Raw genomic sequence first — 16,755 nt, 5'->3', positions numbered from 1 at the left:
ATGTCTTGACGCGGACCCCGCCCCGCACTCAAATCCAGCATTCACGGATGTTTTGCGGGGGTAGCGTCGTGGAAGAGTTCTACAGAGGCTTCGCACAGCGTGCGCGCGACCTGGCGGAGAAGGCAGACCCGTTCACACGCCGGCGGCTGCTCGATCTGGCCAAAAGATATGACGCCAAGAGCAAACCTCTCGGGAGCGCCCGGCCCTCGCCACTACCTCGCACCAGCCCTCCCGCCACATACTTCGCCAGAGCCGGCGAAGTATGACCAAGGGCGCTTCCTCTGAGATCAAGTGCCACGCCTGCAACGGCACGGGGCGCCAACCGGCGCGCGAGATCGCGCCCGGCCGCAGAATCTTTCCGGGCCGCTGCGCGAAGTGTGGCGGCAAGGGACGCTTACCCAAGGCGGAGTGAGCTTTTACCGATACGCGGCCGTCCCTACTCTCGCGCCCTGCGGAGAGCGGTCTCAAGCTTCGCCTTCTGCTTTCCCGGCGGGTCTCTTCGGCTTTCGCGCGCTCGTCCACGGAGGCGCGCTCAGCCTCGATGGCGTCCGCCTTCTCTTCGTGCTCCCGCCGGGCCTTGTTCAGCGCGGCCTGTGCCTTGGCAACCGCCTTCTCGCGCCGCTCGCGTTCCTTCGCCCTTGCGGCATCCTCCTGGCGGCATCCTCCTTGCGGCGTTCGGCGTCCCGCTGCTTCTGCTCCCGCTCGAATTCCAGCGCCGCCTTCCGGGCCTGCTTATCGCTGATCTTGGCCGGGGCGCGTCCCTTCGATTTCGAGCGACGTCTCGCCCGTCCTGCTTTGGCCTCGTCGCCCGTCAGCTCGGTCGGCAGCTCGGCGTGCTGCTTGAAGGGGCCGTTCGATCCGACGGGCCGCCTGAGCACGACGCCCGACTTCGCCATCGTCGCGGCGACGATCTCGGGATCGTCGGTTTCCTTCGCGACACCCTGGTGAAACAGGTTGCTATCGGCACCCCACCCGCGATGACGATGCGGCTGCAATTGCTCCTCTGGGTTCTGGTCGGTCCGGCTCCGTTGTTGAACGCCGCCAAGTCACAGATTGACCACGGCGATGATCGAAACCTTCGGCGTCTCGCTGAATTTGCTCCTCAAGGCTTCGGGGCTTCGCAACGCGCGAGGCATGTGATGAACTCATTATCCGCGAGGGATGCGCTCCTCACCGTCCTGACCATGAGCTCCGCTTTTCTGCTCGAAGTCGCGGTGTTCGCGTGGATAGGAATGTTCTAGGCTCCGCCAATCTTGTCCAACGGACTCTGGAAGCGAACTCACGCGGTCATCGCATCAAGTTGACCAGGCTCAAGGCGAACTGCCGCAGCGAGCGTATGTTGAGACCGTACCGAGCGGCATTCGTAAGTCGTTCCGGACCCGCGATGACGATGCGGCTGCAATTGCTCCTCTGGGTTCTGGTCGGTCCGGCTCCGTTGTTGAACGCCGCCAAGTCACAGATTGACCACGGCGATGATCGAAACCTTCGGCGTCTCGCTGAATTTGCTCCTCAAGGCTTCGGGGCTTCGCAACGCGCGAGGCATGTGATGAACTCATTATCCGCGAGGGATGCGCTCCTCACCGTCCTGACCATGAGCTCCGCTTTTCTGCTCGAAGTCGCGGTGTTCGCGTGGATAGGAATGTTCTAGGCTCCGCCAATCTTGTCCAACGGACTCTGGAAGCGAACTCACGCGGTCATCGCATCAAGTTGACCAGGCTCAAGGCGAACTGCCGCAGCGAGCGTATGTTGAGACCGTACCGAGCGGCATTCGTAAGTCGTTCCGGTTGCGAGGCGTCCGGACTCCCTGCTGCGCTCGGATCAGTTCCGGCGCTTGGAACAAATCCAACCGCCCGACGTTTTGCACCTTCTTGCGCAGCTTTGGGGTGCCGCGTGCGGTTGCGAAATGTGCTTCTTGGGGTCGGGCTGGGATTGTCCCTCCAGGCTTTTCCCGTTTCTGCCCAGACACCCGGCCAGCCGCCGGACACGATGGCGGCGCGCGTGGAAGCCTGCACGCCGTGCCACGGCAATCAGGGCGAAGGCACCAGCGACGTCTACTTCCCCCGCCTCGCCGGCAAGCCGGCCGGCTATCTCTACAACCAGCTTCTGGCCTTCAAGAACGGCCGGCGGAAGTACCCGCCGATGAACTACCTGTTGGAGTACCTCGGCGATCCGTACCTGCAGGAGATGGCCGAATACTTCGCCGAGCAGCGCCCCCCGTTGCCCGCGACCCCAGCGAGCGACGTGAGCCAGCAGGTCATGCAGCAGGGGCAGGCACTGGTCACGCGCGGTGTCCCGGCCCGGCAGATTCCGGCGTGCGGCAGTTGCCACGGACCGAATCTCACGGGCATGGAACCCGGCATCCCTGGACTGCTGGGGCTCCGTCCGAACTACGTCAGCGCACAGTTGGGCGCATGGCGTTACGGCACGCGGACCGCGAAGGCCCCGGATTGCATGCAGCAGGTCGCAGCGCGGCTCACGGAAGCCGACGTCACCGCGGTCGCCGCCTATCTCGCGAGCCGGCCCGCTCCGATCAACAACGCTCCAGGCCCAAAGGGCGCCTACGTGCTGCCCTTCGCCTGCGGCAGCCAACCGGACTGAGGAGGCGGAGGTGCGCGTACTCTCACGAATCCTTGGCCTGGCTCTGCTGCCCCTCCTCGCAGCGCCCGCCGCGGATGCGCAGCAGCAGAAATCCGTGACCGGCGGCGAGTTCGTCAAGCGCGGCGAGTACCTCGCGCGCGCGGGCGACTGCATCGCCTGCCACACCGCTCCCGAGGGCCGCACCTTCTCCGGGGGGCGGGCCATGCCGACGCCGTTCGGCACGCTGTTCTCGTCCAACATCACGCCGGACCGCGAAACCGGCATCGGCAAGTGGAGTGCCGATGACTTCTACGTCACGATGCACCGGGGGCGCTTTCCCGATGGCGGCCTGATCTACCCGGCGATGCCGTTCGCCTCCTACACCAAGGTAACGCGCGCCGACAGCGACGCGATCTTCGCGTACCTGAAGTCGATCCCGCCGGTAAATCAGAAGAACCGCGAGCACGACCTCCGTTTCCCCTACAACAATCGACAACTGATCTTAGGCTGGCGCACGCTCTACTTCACTGAAGGCGAGTATAAGCCCGACCCGACGAAGTCCGCCGAGTGGAATCGCGGCGCCTATCTCGTCGAAGGACTCGGCCATTGCGGCATGTGTCATTCGCCGATCAACGTCCTCGGAGGCACGTCGCAGTCGGACGCCTTCAAGGGCGGTCTGATCCCGATGCAGAACTGGTACGCGCCCTCCCTCACCTCCAACCGCGAGGCGGGTCTCGGCGACTGGAGCATCAAGGACATCACCGACCTCCTGAAGACCGGAGTCTCGGCCCGCGGCGTCGTCTACGGCCCGATGGCGGAGGTGGTCCACAACAGCCTGCAGTACCTTACCGACGAGGATACCAAGGCGATGGCGGTGTACCTGAAGAGCATCGCCGAGCCGGCATCACCTCCGCCGGCTGGAACCAAGTTGCCGACGAGCGAGAGCAGTCTGCTGATCAGTCTGGGCAAAACCGTCTACGACGCCCGCTGCGCGAGTTGTCACGGCTCCCAGGGCGAGGGCAAACCGCCGCACTGGCCGCCGCTCGCGAACAACCAGTCGATCGAGATGGAATCGGCGGTGAATGCGATCCGGATGGTGCTGAACGGCGGCTATCCGCCGAGCACCGAGGGAAATCCCCGCCCCTACGGCATGCCACCCTTTGCGGGGCTACTCTCGGACAACGAGATCGCCGCCGTCGTGTCCTACATCCGGACCGCCTGGGGCAACCGCGGCGCCCCGGTGAGCGCGCGCGAGGCCAACGAACTGCGCTCCGCGCCCCTGAACTGAGGCATTTCATGATCAACACGGATCTTCCCGAGCCGATCGAGAACAGTACCGACGATCGCGTGAACCGGATCGTGGCGGCCGGCCCCGGCGGCGCGCTGATGGTCGCAGGCATCGCCACCGCGCTGGTCGTGGCGATGTGGTTCGCCTTCTATCTGCTCGTCTTCCTCCCGCGCGGGCCGCTCCAATGACCGTGCAGGAGGACCATCACGGCGCTGAGGTCGCCGAGCGGACCGAGAAGCGGTGGGCGACCGTCTCCGTCCTCATCATCATCCTCCTCGCGGTGCTGGCGGCGTTCGCTGGCATTCACCGCGCGACCATGCCGCAGGCCCGCGTCGAGACCATCGATCCGACCCGCCTGCACATCTCCGGTGAGTTCGTTGAGTCCAACCTCGGCAGCGTCTTGGAATCGAACAGCGCCGTGACGGTTCGCGCGATCGGACAGCAATATTCCTTTACTCCCGCCTGCATCCTGGTGCCGGCCCAGACGCCGATCACGCTGCGGGCGACCAGCGCCGACGTGGTCCACGGAATCCTGATCCAAGCCACCAACGTCAACACCATGCTGGTGCCCGGCTACGTTTCTGAGCAGTTCATGCGGTTCGAGAGGACGGGCGATTACCTGATGCCCTGTCAGGAGTTCTGCAGCTTCGGCCATGAAGGGATGTGGGGCAAAGTAAAGGTAATCGACAAGACCGCGTTCGCGGAACGCGCGAAGAACGGCGGGAGGCTGAGCTGTGTTGGAGAATAGGAAGCTCATCCTCGCGCATTTCTGGCTCGCGTTCGCCGCCTTCGGTCTGGCCCTCTTCCTGGGCGCCTGGCAGATGTTTGTCCGCAGCCCGCTCTACACCTGGATCAGCAATCCGGAATGGTACTACCGTTCGCTGACGGCGCATGGCACGGTGATGGGCTACGTCTTCCCGACGCTGGTCGCAATGGGCTTCGGTTATGCGATCACCGAGGCGGCGCTGAAGCAGCGTCTCGTCGGCGTCCGCTGGGCGTGGGCCGGCTTCTGGCTGATCGTGGCCGGCAGCGTCATGGCGATGGTGCCCGTCGCATTGGGGCGCGCCTCGGTGCTCTACACCTTCTACCCGCCCCTGATCGGCAACGCGTTCTACTACATCGGCGTCGTGCTGGTCGTGGTCGGATCCTGGATCTGGGTCGCGCTGATGTCGATGAACCTGCGGGTCTGGCGGCGCGCCCACCCGGGCGAGCCGGTGCCGCTCGCGATGTTCGCGAACGTCGCCGGGTCCTATCTGTGGGCCTGGACGGCGGTCGGCGCCGCCCTCGAACTCCTGCTGCAGATCATTCCCGTCGCGCTCGGCTGGAAAACGACCATCGATGCGGGCCTCGCCCGCGTGTTCTTCTCCTGGACGCTGCACGCCATCGTCTATTTCTGGCTGATGCCGACCTACATCGCCTACTACACCATCGTGCCGCGCGCGATTGGAGGCCGACTCTACAGCGACACCATGGGGCGGATCGCCTTCATCCTGTTCCTGGTGGTGGCCATGCCGATCGGCATTCACCACACCTTCGCCGACCCGCAGGTCGGCGCTGGCTTCAAGTTCATCCATTCGGCTTTCACCGCGCTCGTCGCTCTGCCGACCCTGCTCACCGTCTTCACGATCTGCGCCTCGGTCGAGATCGCCGCGCGCCTGCGCGGCGGCCGCGGTCCCTTCGGCTGGATCCGGGCGCTGCCATGGCAGAACCCGATCATGCTGGCGGTGGCGTTCTCGTTCGTGTTGCTCGGTTTCGGGGGCGCCGGCGGGCTGATCAACATGAGCTACCAGCTCGACGCGACCATCCATAACACGCAGTGGATCACCGGCCACTTCCACCTGATTTTCGGCGGCGCCATCGTCATCATGTACTTCGCCATCGCCTACGATCTATGGCCGCATCTGACTGGACGCGCGCTGCCGAGCCTAAGCCTGGTCCGCGCGCAGCTCTGGCTCTGGTTCGTCGGCATGATCGTGACAACGTTCCCGTGGCACTGGGTCGGGATCCTCGGCATGCCGCGGCGCATGGCGTACTACGACTACGCGGACCCGGCGATCGCCCCTCAGGCGCTCTCGGTGACGCTGTCGGCGATCGGCGCGTTCATTCTCCTGGTCTCCGGCCTCCTATTCCTGTTCATCCTGGCGACCGCTCATCGACAGCCAGCCGCGAGCTCCGGCGAGTACCGCTTCAGCGTACCCGTTCATCCGGTCCGGTCGATCCCGCTGGCCTTGAACACATTCGCCATCTGGGTGGCGCTGATGATCGGGCTGACGGTCACGAACTACGGCTACCCGATCCTGACGCTGGCCGCGCGTTCCGACACTTCCGTGCCCGCCATCTACGTGGGAGCGCAGTGATGAGCGCCCGCGAGCTCTTCACCTTCCGCAACAGGTTCTTCTCGGCGGGCGTCGGCATCGCCGCCGGGCTGTTCGTGCTGACCGCACTCGGCGGGTTCATCTTGCTGCCATACCTCCAGAAGGAAGTTCAGTTCGCCAGCCTCTGGGACGCGATCTGCAGCGCAGCCGGGCTGCCGCAGCGGGCCGCTCCGGTCGCGACGGGCAAGGTCGGACCTCGCCTCACCGAAGCGGTCCTGACCCCCACGATGCTCGCCAGGCCGAGCCAGGAGTCCATCGGGCGGGGCGCGACGCTGGCGCACCGCTGCGCCATCTGCCACGGCCCGACCGGACTCAGTCGTGCCGACTCCCCCAATCTCGCCGGCCAGTATGCCAGCGTGATCTACAAGCAGATGCTCGACTTCCGTTCGGGCGCGCGGACCAGCGCGATCATGTCGCCCTTTGCCGCCAACCTAACCGACCAGGAAATCGCCGACGTCGCCGTGTACTACGCCTACCTGCCGCGGCTGCCGGCCTATCATCCGACCCCGCAGCTTCCGAGACCGCGCATCGTGATCTACGGCGCGCCGCTGCGGGGAATCGCGCCCTGCGGCTCCTGCCATGGCAGCCTCGACAACAAGGTCGGCAGCCCGTGGCTGGAAGGCCAATCGGAGGTCTACATGAGGGAGCAGCTGCTGGCCTTCGCCTCGGGGCAGCGCCGCAACGACATCAGCCAGCAGATGCGCAACATCGCGCGCGCGATGACGCCGCAGGAGATCGACGAGGCGGCGGCCTACTACGCCTCCCAGCCGCCGGATGTCGTCAAGGCAGTTGACTGACCACCGCAGCGGCATGGCGCACAACGACGCGCCGAAGCAGGCCGCTCCAGGAGAAAGGCGCCCCCGAGCCGCTGCGGGCGGAAATCCCTCGCCCTTAGCCTCAAGCCGACCGCACGGCGGGCGCCGCCCCTCTGCCGGTGCTCCCAGCGTCCACCATCGCGTCGAGCCAAGGAAAGCTGGTCCGACCTTGCGTTCCGGCTTTGGGCGCCACGGAGGCCCCATCATCCGGTTCCAGCGCTCGGCTCCGGCGCTAAGTCGCCAAATGAGACAAATCGACAAGTTATTTTGCCGTCTGAGACGGTCCAGAGGGTTCGACGGCGGCTTAAGTCGTCGGAAGGTCGGGTTCTTGGCAGCCGCCTACTGCCAAAGTGCTCTGGTAGATCACGCCGAAGGGCGTCGCAGACACTCCTTCAGAAATCTACTGTGTAGCCCCTGGTGCGGCCAGGCAGGAGCTCGGTGAGCTCTGGCCGAGATATTCCCATGAGTCGGGCGGCTCTGGTATGGGTGAGGCGACGCTTCTCCATGACGTCGGTGATCTCGATGACGGCGTTCGCCGTCGCGAGATGCGCCTCTGGGTCTGGAAGGCCGAGGTCAGCAAAGACGTGTCCGGAGCCGATAACGCCGATCGACGTCTTTCTCGTTCAGGCTTGTCTGGCGGTCATCTGAAAGTCTCACCCTCGGTTATTTCCGCGCCGGCGCTGCGAGTTAGACCTTTGCCACTGCTTGCGGAGGACGTCCGTACCGGGAATACGGTACGGACCCCACAAGCTCAGCTCCGCGCCTTTCCAGCATGCGCTTGCGCATCTCGGCGCCCGAGATCTCGCCGGCTTCGTACAGGGTGAGCAGTTCGAGGCAGAAGGGGGAAGGACGAGCGCCTTCCATCGCGCAGAACTGGGCCACCCCACGCCGGGCGCAGAGGGCACCGTTACGGTTGAAGCCGTAGTCGCTTAGCTGCCGCGCGGACAAGAGCGGCGTCATAGTCGGTCTGGGTCGGGCCCCTTCATGAGGATGCAGACCGTCCCGATCTTGAGTGCTGCAACAATATAAAAGCGCCGTCGCCCAGGACTCCGGCGAGATCCGGCGCTGCTTATCGCCGCACCGTGCGGTGTTTAGGACTTCGACGGTCACCGACCCGTCCTCTTTAATCGCTCGTTAACCGTCGCGGAAACATCGGTTACTTTATGCTACCCCTCTTTGACGCTGCATGCTATGTGACTTATCACATATACGTCGAGCGTGCGCGCGTTCCGATACGCACGCGGAATATTCGCCTGAGGAGAACGAGGATGAGGACCACTGCGAAGCAAGGCCGGAAACCGAAAGCAAAGATCAACTCGATCGCAACGGCCTCGTCGCCGATCAGGTGGTGGCGCTCCATCGCTGCGCCCAACTTCCACGCGGCGGCGCTGGGCGCGATGCGCTTTGCTGTCGAAAAGATCGAGATGGTCGGCGAGCCGCGCTGGCACGCCGCCGTTGCCGGCGACGCAGCCGCCGCGATCGGGATGGCGCTTGCGCTGAGCCGCGGCGACTCGTTTCGTCACAAGTTCGATCTGGTGATGACCGCTCTGGTTCTGTGCGCCTGCGAAGGCGACGCTACGGCCTGCCTCGTTCTCTCCACCGTGATCCGGCGTCTGCCGGGCGCCGGCGCTCGCGAGGCACGCCTGGCGACATCGTGGCTGGTGAAATCTTTCCGTCCCTTGGTGGCGAGGAAGTTCTCGGAGGAGACCTGATGATAAGCAACCCCGCTCATCCCGGAAGCGAGAGGTTTCTTCCCAGCCGCCGGCACCGAAGCGTTCGTCATAGTCCGCGACACGTGCCGAGGGCTTGCTTCGACGGTCGCGGCGCTGCTGCAACGTCGACATCATGCGCCGCAGGTAACCAACCCGGCCAACTAGGCGGGAGACAAACGACGGTTCGATCCAGCCTTGCTCGTCGAACCTGCTGCCTACGGCTTCTTTCTCCGGACATCCGCAAGATCGATTTCATCCTCACTCCTTCAGAATCTCGATGAAAAACGAACCCACGCAACTCGCTACGCCCGAGACGCAAACGGGCGAACCGTCACCTTCGATCAAAAGCTCGTCGCCCGTAGCCGCGCCCGCTGCGACGCCGACCGACAATCCGTCAAAAGGCGGCGATGCGCTGCGCGTACCGTCCGGCTTCGTCCGGCTGCTTGCCGCGCGTGAAAGAGCGCGAAAGGCCGAGGATGGCGGCGATCCTGACTTCGATCTTTCTTCCGATGCCGCCGACGACGACGGCCCTGGGACTACGGCGGACGACGGCGGTGCGCCTCGGGACCCGCGCAAAGCGCTCGTTGCCGCCGCGATCACCGCGGCCGTTACGCCGATCGTCGACGAGGCGCTCTGGGGAAAGTCGACCCAGGCCGTGGTGGTGTCGGTCCCGGCAGCCGATTGGATCGTCCCGGTCAAGGAATTCTTCGAGCAACGTCCCTTCGGAAAAAAGTGGCTCTGCTTCGCGCGAGACGGTTCCGAGCGCCTTCGCCACAAACCGTCGATCGGCAACGCCGAGGTGGCTTCTGCACTGGCGAAAGGAAGATCCGTTATCGGCATCGCCGTGGATCCCGAGCAGGTACTCCCGTCGACGCTCGTCGCGGGCGCGGACCATCGCATAAAGATCAAGCTCGACGAGTCGGTCCTCGGTGGCACGCTTAGCGACCTGTACGGCGAGCCGCCTCCACGGATCGACGAGGTTCATCTGGTCCGCCTCGGGCTCGACGACATTGTGGCCGCCATGCGTCCGGGAGTTGATGCGCGTGAAGTCGCCTCTCGCATCGTGGCGGCCGCGACCGCGAGGGGCGGCGCCGGAAATGCCGAAGACGTTCCGGATCTTGCCACTGCGGTCGAGTACGGCGCCGCGCGCGCTTGGGGGATGGCCTTGGCATGCGACATGCGGGACTATCGCGCGGGCATCATTCCCTGGAGTGCGGTGGACCGCGGAGCCGTCTTCTTTTCCGGTCCCGGCATGGGAAAGAGCGTTCTCGCGAGGAGTATCGCTCACGCGTGTGAAGCCTCGCTGGTGGTCGGCAGCGTGGGCGAGCTTTTCGCGGCCAGTTCCGGGCATCTGGATGGAGTGATCAAGAGCATGCGCGAACTGTTCGCGCGCGCTATGGCTTCCGCGCCTGCGATCCTCTTCCTCGACGAAATCGACGGACTGCCTTCCCGCGAATCCTTGGACTCCAGGAATCGGGATTGGTGGATGCCCGTGATCGAAGATTTCATGCTGCAGTTGGACGATGCGACCAGCGGCAGGAGAGAGGGCATCGTGGTGATCGGCGCGACCAACCGGATCGACGCCATCGACCCGGCCATTCTCCGGCCCGGACGGCTCGAGCGCGCGATCGAGATCACCGCGCCGGACGCCGACGGAATCCTCAACATCCTCCGCTTTCATGTCCAGGGAGACGTATCCGACGACGAGCTGCGCACCGTGATCGGACCGCTCGAGGGGTCGACGCCTGCCGAGATCATGCAGACCGTGCGCAGCGCTCGTCGGAAAGCGCGGCGGGCCGGGCGCCAACTTTCTATCGAGGACGTGAGGAGCGCGGCGCTTCCGGAGTCGGAACTGCCTGCCGACATGATCTACAGGATCGCGGTGCACGAGGCCGGCCACGTCCTGGCTGCCTATTGCAGCGGATTTCGGGTGGAATCCGTCCGGATCGTCGGACGGGGCGGTACCGGCGGCGTCACGCGCATCGACCAGCAGGACCCCGTGGCGGTCACGCGGCCTTCGATCGAACGACACGTCGTCGGACTTCTTGCGGGTCGTGCGGCCGAGATCGTTTTGCTCGGCTCGGCGTCCGCTGGTGCCGGGGGTAGCGAACGTTCCGATCTATCGGTCGCGACGCGCTTGCTCGCCGCGATGAACCGATCGTACGGATTGGGAGACGATGAACTGATCTATCTCGCCGACGCCGACGAAGCTCATCGTGAACTCGACCGCGATCACATTGCGCGCGGAAAGATCAATGAGATGCTCAAACGGTTGCAGGCACGCGCCGTAGAAGTCGTGGAAAACCACCGTCGGCAGGTGACAGACGTGGCCCATGCTCTGTCTCGCCGTCGCTTTTTGTCGGCGGACGATATCGACGCCATTGTCGGACTAAGTCCGCCGTCGCCCACGCGCTCGAATGGGCCATAGACATGCCGCAACAGATACGGTCCGGCATGGAGAAGCGTGGGGACGTCCTCCGCCTTGCTCCGCCGCCGGCCGATACCTCGCGATCTCGAAGCGGCATCATCCGCCGTTAACCGTCTTCGAAACTCGGTAGCTTTAAGCTACCAAATTCGGATAGTTCGTGTTATGTGATTTGTCACATCTTCGGCCTCTCGTGGCCGCTGAGGACTGGAGCCAGACCGATGACTGAAACGGACCTCTCCCAGACGCGCTCACCCATCTCGCGAGAGCAGGAGTACGAGCGGATCGCGCTTTCACTGGAGAGCTGCGGAAATTACCGGCTGCTCCGCCGCCTCAAGCCGCGCGTTTTCAAGTCTTCACGCGGAGCGTTGTCGACCAAGCGGGCCGTCTTTCTCGATGTCGAGACCACCGGTCTCGACCGGCAGACGGACACGGTGATCGAGCTCGCCATGCTGCCGTTCGATTACGCGCCTGACGGCAGAATCGTCGGCATCGACAAGCCGTTCGTCGCCAGGCGTGATCCGGGTCGCCCCATTCCTCCCGGCATCGCGACGTTGACCGGCATCACGAACGAGATGATCTCCGGCGCCGTGGTGGACGACGAGATCGTTCGCGACATGCTGCGCGACGTGTCGCTGGTCGTCGCCCACAACGCCGCATTCGATCGTCCGTTCTGCGAGCCCTTGTGGCCGGAATTCGCTTCCAAGGCGTGGGCATGCTCGCTGAAGGAGGTGGACTGGGCCGGAGAGGGTTTTGAGGGCGGTCGTTTGTGCCATATCGCGGCGGCATACGGCTTCTTCTTCGACGCGCACCGGGCAGAAGAGGACTGCTACGCAGGAGTCGAAATTCTCACCCGTGACCTCCCGCGAAGCGGACGTCCGGTCTTCGCCGCGCTCCTGGAATCGGCTCGAACGCCCAGACTACGCGTGCGCGCCGAAGGAGCGCCCTATGGCTCCCGTCTGCTCCTGAAATCGCGCGGATATCGGTGGGATGCAAGTGGAAAGGGCGGTCCGAGCGCCTGGTGCGCGGAGGTTGCCGAGGACGCGTTGGACGGTGAAGTCGAATTTCTACGTCGGGAGGTCTATCGGCGAAACGACGCGGCCATTCCCCATCGCCGCGTCACCGCCTTCGACCGCTATTCCGACAGGTGACGACGCGAGAAGATCGCCGCAGGACTGCCTGCGGCGTCGACCCCGACCAGCGACGCAGGAGAGCCCAATGAGTAATCATGAAGCCGCCGACCGAAAGGTAGCGGAAAGCCGAGAAGGCACCGATGCACGCCGGCTCGAGCGGAAGAAGAAGAACGAAATACCGCAACCCCTCTCGCCTGAGCGAGAGCAACTGCTGCGCAGCGTCTTGGCCGTCATGGCGCTCGCGGCGGTCGACGGAGAGGTCCGGCGACGGTCTCAAAAGCTTCGTTCGGATCGAGCGTCGATCGGATCGACGGCGATATCTCGCGCGGAATCGATCAAATCGTAGCCCTTCACGGAAGCCTAACCACGTCCGGGCAACCGAAACTTAAGCAGTCCGGCAAACTCGTAAGGACGGTAGGCGAGCATTAAAGTTTGGCCGGAAGGTTAGGCACCCGAAAGTTCGATAACGGAAAGCGCCGTCGAACGCGCGAAAGCTCCGAAAAGGATTGCAAGTGATGACCATACCCGAAACGGCAAATTCCGCGACCGATGAAGGCGAATCGTCGACCAAGCCGGGCGTGGAGGCGGCGGCGGCCGTACGAGTCTTGTCCTATGCCAGCACTTCCAACAAACCGTACGATGTCTCGCTTGAGGATCAGATGATCACCATGGCCGAGTACAGCTCGAATCAAAAGGGCTGGGCCGCGGCGGGCAAGATCGTTGACGCCGAGAGCGGCAGGCTATAGCGCGACAATCTGGGTGGGAAGCGCGCGACAATCAGGATGGCGAGTCGGTGTCGCGGCGAGGTGATGATTGCCGCGATGATTGTCGCGCGCAAGAGTTTTGTTGGCTTTGATTGTCGCGGAGCGTCAATCAGCGACAGTTTTGGGTGTCGCGTGCGAAGGCGGCCGTCCGGGGCCGCGCTTGCGTTCGAGCGCGGTGCGCCTGCGATAGCTCTCGACGTTCATCTCGACGATGGTGGCGTGGTGAACGAGGCGATCGATAGCGGCGAGGGTCATGGCGGGGTCCGGGAAGACCTTGTTCCATTCGCCGAAGGGCTGATTGGCCGTGATCAGCATCGAGCGCCGCTCGTAGCGTGCGCTGATAAGCTCGAACAGCACGCTGGTCTCGGCTTGGTCCTTGGTGACGTAAGCGAGATCATCAAGGATCATGAGATCGAAGCGATCGAGACGATTGATCGCCGCCTCGAGGTTGAGCTCGCGCCGCGCTAACCTGGAGCTTCTGCACGAGATCAGTGGTGCGGGTGAAGAGGACGCGCCAGCCGTTCTCGATCAGGGCCAGGCCGATCGCTGCCGCCAAGTGGCTCTTGCCGCCGCCGGGCGGCCCGAACAGCAGCAAATTGGCGCCCTTGCCGAGCCAACCATCGCCGGCGGCGAGCGCGGTCACCTGCGCCTTGGAGATCATCGGCACGGCCTCGAAGTCGAAGCTGTCGAAGGTCTTTCCGGCGGGCAGCCGCGCCTCGACGAGATGGCGCTCGATCCGGCGGCGGCCGCGTTCGGCGATCTCGTGTTCGGCTATGGCGGCAAGGAAGCGGGCCGCCGGCCACCCTTCCTTATCGGACTGTTCGGCAAACTGCGGCCACAGCACCTTGATGGCGGGAAGTCGCAGCTCATTGAGCAACAGGTTGAGGCGTGCGGTGTCGACGGTGTTCGCCGTGCTCATGCGGCACCTCCGATCTCGGAGGCGCCGATGAGACATTCATAGGTGGCGAGCGGCGCGAGATGCACCACGACGTTCGGCACGTGGGCAGGATCAGGGGCGAAGTGAGCGCGTAGCCGGGTGAGGTCCGGTAGCCGGCCAGCGTCAAGATCAGCCGCGAGCTGATCGGCGAGCCCGGCCTCGCAGCCGCGCTCATGGGCAAGTGCGAGCAGATCGACCATGAGGCGGCAAGCCTTTTTGTCCGGCAGCCGTTGCCGAAGCAGGTCAAAGGTTCGGCGGTAGGCATCGCGCGGGAACAGCCGATCACGGTAGACGAGATTGAGCAGCGCCATCGGCTTGCGCCGCAAGGAATGGATCACGTGCCGATAATCGACGACCTGGTCATGCCTGCCGTTAGGATGCGGCCGGCCACGCGGCAGGGTGACGAGATGGGTGCCGCCGACGAACATCGAGACGATCGTCGTAAAGGCGAACCCGCAGCCGATGGCCGATCAGGCGTGACGGCACGGTGTAGAACACCTTGCGCAAGGTGAAGCCGCCGCTTGACGTTACGCGGACAATCACCTCCTCGTAGTCCGAGATGCGGCGATCCGGCAACGTCTGCAGGGCAGCGCGCTCGCTATCGATCCGCTTGGCGTTGCGGGCATTGCGGCGGCTGACGATCTCGTCGATGAAGCCGCGGTAGGCGGTGAGATCGTCGAAGTCGGTGGTGCCGCGCAGCAGCAGCGCATCGGCGATCGCCCGCTTGAGATGGCCATGCGAGCTCTCGATCGCCCCGTTCTCATGGGCGATGCCGCGATTGTTGCGGGAGGGCCGCATATCGTAATGGGCGCAGAGCTCCTCGTACCGCCGCGTCAGATCGTCCTGAGCATTCCGGTCCAGATTGCAGAAGGCGGCCGACAGGCTGTCGGTCCGATGCTCCCGCGGCGCGCCACCGAGCGACCATAGGGCATTCTGCAGGCCTTCCGCCAGGGCAACGAAGCTCTCGCCGCCGAGCACGACATGGGCGTGCTCAAACCCGGAATAGGCCAGCCGGAAGTGGTAGAGGCGATGATCGAGCGGCACGCCCGCGATGGTCACCCCGAGCTCGCCCATGTCGGTGAAGTCTGACAGGCCGACATGGCCGGGCTCATGGGTCTGCCGGAAGATGACTTCCTGCTCCTCGCCGTGGATTGTCCGCCAGGCGCGGATCCGGCGCTCCAGCGTGCGGCGGATTCCGGCCCCGAGTTCAGGATGGCGTCGTAACATCTCCTCGAAGATCGCAATCGGCCGCACGCCGGGAGCGGCCTTGAGCATCGGCACGACCTCGATCTCGAACACGTCGGCCAAGGGGTCCGGTCGGCGCCGGCCGCGGGCTCCCTTCTTCTGCGATGGGAGCCTTCGATCCTTGTCGAAGCGATACGCGGTCGAGGTACTGAACGACGCTCTGGCAGCGGCCACTGGCGGGGTATCGGTCTGACGGTACTTCATGTAGAGCCTCATCTGGTGATCGGTAACGTGTCGGCCTGGCAAGCGAGTGATTCCTCTTGGCGGAAGAACCACTTGCATAACCCCACCGGCCGCGATCACCAGTCGGCGCGGTCCCTCAAGGATCGCGCCGACGCCGGGCTCGTAACTCCGGTCGGGCTACGCCCTCCCTGCGTCACGAGCCCGGCGAAGCTCTCTCATCCTGTTTGACGCTCCTCTGTCATCCTGATTGCCGCGCGGCAGGCAGGCCGCTGCGGATGCGGACGGCGCTCCGGCAGATTGAAGATGCCATGCGCGCCGGCCAGGTCGATGCCGTGCTGGCGACCGAACCGAGCCGTTTTAGCCGGAGGCACTCCGAACTAGCCTATTTCATCGGCTTGGCCGAGCGCTGCGGCGTGGAGGTTTGGACGACGACGACCGGTCCGATTACGAATATGATGGCCGTGGCGCTGCACATGGTCGCCGGCTTGGGGCTTGACGACAGGCGTTGCCACACTGCGCGCAGGCTCAAGGCCGTGAATGAGGACGGCCGTCACGTTGGCCCTGCACCCTACGGTTACGACGTGGTTCGCTCCGGCGGGCAAAGCGGCATTCTGAAGATCCGTCCCCAGGAGGCGCTCATCGTGCGGAAGATCTACCGCTCTTACCTCGACGGAACGTCCCTGCTGGCGATCGTGAAAGAGCTGAACGAGATGCGCATTCCGTCGCCTCGCGGGGGAAAATGGAAAGTGACGATGTTGTCGAAGGACTGCGTTCTCGGCGTGCTGCACGACATGACTTACGCCGGCTTTGTCATCTCCGGAATGTACCACACGTTCGAAGACGCAACCACCGGAGCTCGGATGCGGGTCCTCAAGCCGTGCGCGGAATGGAACATCGCCAGAGGGCGACACGAGCCGATCGTGGCGGTCGAAGTGTTCGACGCCGTTCAGAAGCGTTATGCCGGCGAACGGACCGCCGCCTGATACCCGGGACGGAGACGGCTTTTCGCCGGGACGCGAGGCATTCGTGGCTTCCGATCATGCCGGCGCGATTCATCAGGCCGCCCGCGCGGCTCGAACGGCTGCCAGTGGGCCGACAAATGTGCGAATAGACCAGCGCCTCTCCGCCGACCTCGCGCTCTGTTTGCCCGGTCCGCGAGGAGTAGATCGGCGCCGTCTGCCAGCTGACAGCGAGGGGCAGCATCCTAAGACGGCGACGATGCGTTCCACGTTCCGCAGCGGCGAGACGCGTTCGTCGCGCCAAAGCCCCACGGCATTCTTGGGGTGAAAAACTGCGGCTCG

The 16,755-nt window shown here is 64.5% G+C and carries 14 protein-coding genes and 2 pseudogenes; 14 read left to right on the top strand and 2 right to left on the bottom strand.

The window, feature by feature from the left end; all coding sequences use genetic code 11:
• Window positions 1-47: 47 nt before the first annotated feature.
• The 13 genes from FJV43_RS18320 (at window position 48) to FJV43_RS18260 (ending at window position 13,071) form a co-directional block, all read left to right on the top strand.
• Window positions 48-266 carry a hypothetical protein gene (locus FJV43_RS18320; RefSeq protein WP_239629470.1) on the top strand — a complete coding sequence of 73 codons (219 nt, stop codon included), beginning with the start codon at window positions 48-50 and terminating at the stop codon, window positions 264-266.
• A 372-nt stretch (window positions 267-638) separates the two neighbouring features.
• On the top strand, window positions 639-1,241 hold the full coding sequence (locus tag FJV43_RS18315) for a hypothetical protein (RefSeq protein WP_239629099.1): 603 nt from the start codon (window positions 639-641) through the stop codon (window positions 1,239-1,241).
• A 143-nt stretch (window positions 1,242-1,384) separates the two neighbouring features.
• Window positions 1,385-1,648: a hypothetical protein gene (locus FJV43_RS18310; protein WP_239629097.1), complete on the top strand. Its 264-nt coding sequence runs from the start codon at window positions 1,385-1,387 to the stop codon at window positions 1,646-1,648.
• A 338-nt stretch (window positions 1,649-1,986) separates the two neighbouring features.
• Window positions 1,987-2,598, top strand: a complete 612-nt coding sequence (locus FJV43_RS18305; protein ID WP_239629469.1) for a c-type cytochrome — start codon at window positions 1,987-1,989, stop codon at window positions 2,596-2,598.
• A gap of 43 nt (window positions 2,599-2,641) precedes the next feature.
• Window positions 2,642-3,865 carry a cytochrome c gene (locus tag FJV43_RS18300; protein WP_239629467.1) on the top strand — a complete coding sequence of 408 codons (1,224 nt, stop codon included), beginning with the start codon at window positions 2,642-2,644 and terminating at the stop codon, window positions 3,863-3,865.
• Window positions 3,866-3,873: 8 nt separating this feature from the next.
• Window positions 3,874-4,053: a hypothetical protein gene (locus tag FJV43_RS18295; protein ID WP_239629096.1), complete on the top strand. Its 180-nt coding sequence runs from the start codon at window positions 3,874-3,876 to the stop codon at window positions 4,051-4,053.
• Complete coding sequence (locus FJV43_RS18290; RefSeq protein WP_239629093.1) at window positions 4,050-4,613, top strand: cytochrome C oxidase subunit II; 564 nt, start codon at window positions 4,050-4,052, stop codon at window positions 4,611-4,613. Before FJV43_RS18295 ends, FJV43_RS18290 begins: the two co-directional genes overlap by 4 nt.
• On the top strand, window positions 4,600-6,222 hold the full coding sequence (locus tag FJV43_RS18285; protein WP_239629091.1) for a b(o/a)3-type cytochrome-c oxidase subunit 1: 1,623 nt from the start codon (window positions 4,600-4,602) through the stop codon (window positions 6,220-6,222). Before FJV43_RS18290 ends, FJV43_RS18285 begins: the two co-directional genes overlap by 14 nt.
• A complete protein-coding gene (locus FJV43_RS18280) occupies window positions 6,222-7,037 on the top strand; it encodes a c-type cytochrome (RefSeq protein WP_239629086.1) in 816 nt (271 codons plus the stop codon). Before FJV43_RS18285 ends, FJV43_RS18280 begins: the two co-directional genes overlap by 1 nt.
• Window positions 7,038-8,323: 1,286 nt before the next feature.
• The gene (locus tag FJV43_RS18275; RefSeq protein WP_239629084.1) at window positions 8,324-8,767 is read left to right on the top strand and encodes a hypothetical protein; all 444 of its coding nucleotides are present in this window, start codon (window positions 8,324-8,326) and stop codon (window positions 8,765-8,767) included.
• A 277-nt stretch (window positions 8,768-9,044) separates the two neighbouring features.
• Complete coding sequence (locus FJV43_RS18270; protein ID WP_239629083.1) at window positions 9,045-11,195, top strand: AAA family ATPase; 2,151 nt, start codon at window positions 9,045-9,047, stop codon at window positions 11,193-11,195.
• Window positions 11,196-11,449: 254 nt separating this feature from the next.
• Entirely contained in the window at window positions 11,450-12,343 is an 894-nt protein-coding gene (locus tag FJV43_RS18265) for a 3'-5' exonuclease (RefSeq protein WP_345946200.1), read from the top strand.
• Between the two features lie 497 nt (window positions 12,344-12,840).
• A complete protein-coding gene (locus FJV43_RS18260; RefSeq protein WP_239629081.1) occupies window positions 12,841-13,071 on the top strand; it encodes a hypothetical protein in 231 nt (76 codons plus the stop codon).
• 123 nt (window positions 13,072-13,194) lie between these two features.
• On the opposite strand, the pseudogene istB reads toward FJV43_RS18260, so the two are convergent.
• Window positions 13,195-14,008, bottom strand: a pseudogene (gene istB, locus FJV43_RS18255) (IS21-like element ISBj11 family helper ATPase IstB).
• A pseudogene (gene istA / locus FJV43_RS18250) lies at window positions 14,005-15,553 on the bottom strand (IS21 family transposase). The pseudogenes istB and istA overlap by 4 nt, the downstream one beginning before the upstream one ends.
• A gap of 176 nt (window positions 15,554-15,729) precedes the next feature.
• Between istA and FJV43_RS18245 the strand changes: the two are divergent.
• Complete coding sequence (locus tag FJV43_RS18245) at window positions 15,730-16,437, top strand: recombinase family protein (protein ID WP_239629079.1); 708 nt, start codon at window positions 15,730-15,732, stop codon at window positions 16,435-16,437.
• Window positions 16,438-16,755 lie beyond the last annotated feature (318 nt).

The sequence above is a fragment of the Bradyrhizobium sp. I71 genome (assembly GCF_022354745.1).
In the GTDB taxonomy this organism is placed as follows: domain Bacteria; phylum Pseudomonadota; class Alphaproteobacteria; order Rhizobiales; family Xanthobacteraceae; genus Bradyrhizobium; species Bradyrhizobium liaoningense.
Note: the sequence above shows the minus strand (reverse complement) of the source record. Positions and strands in the feature narration are given on the sequence as shown.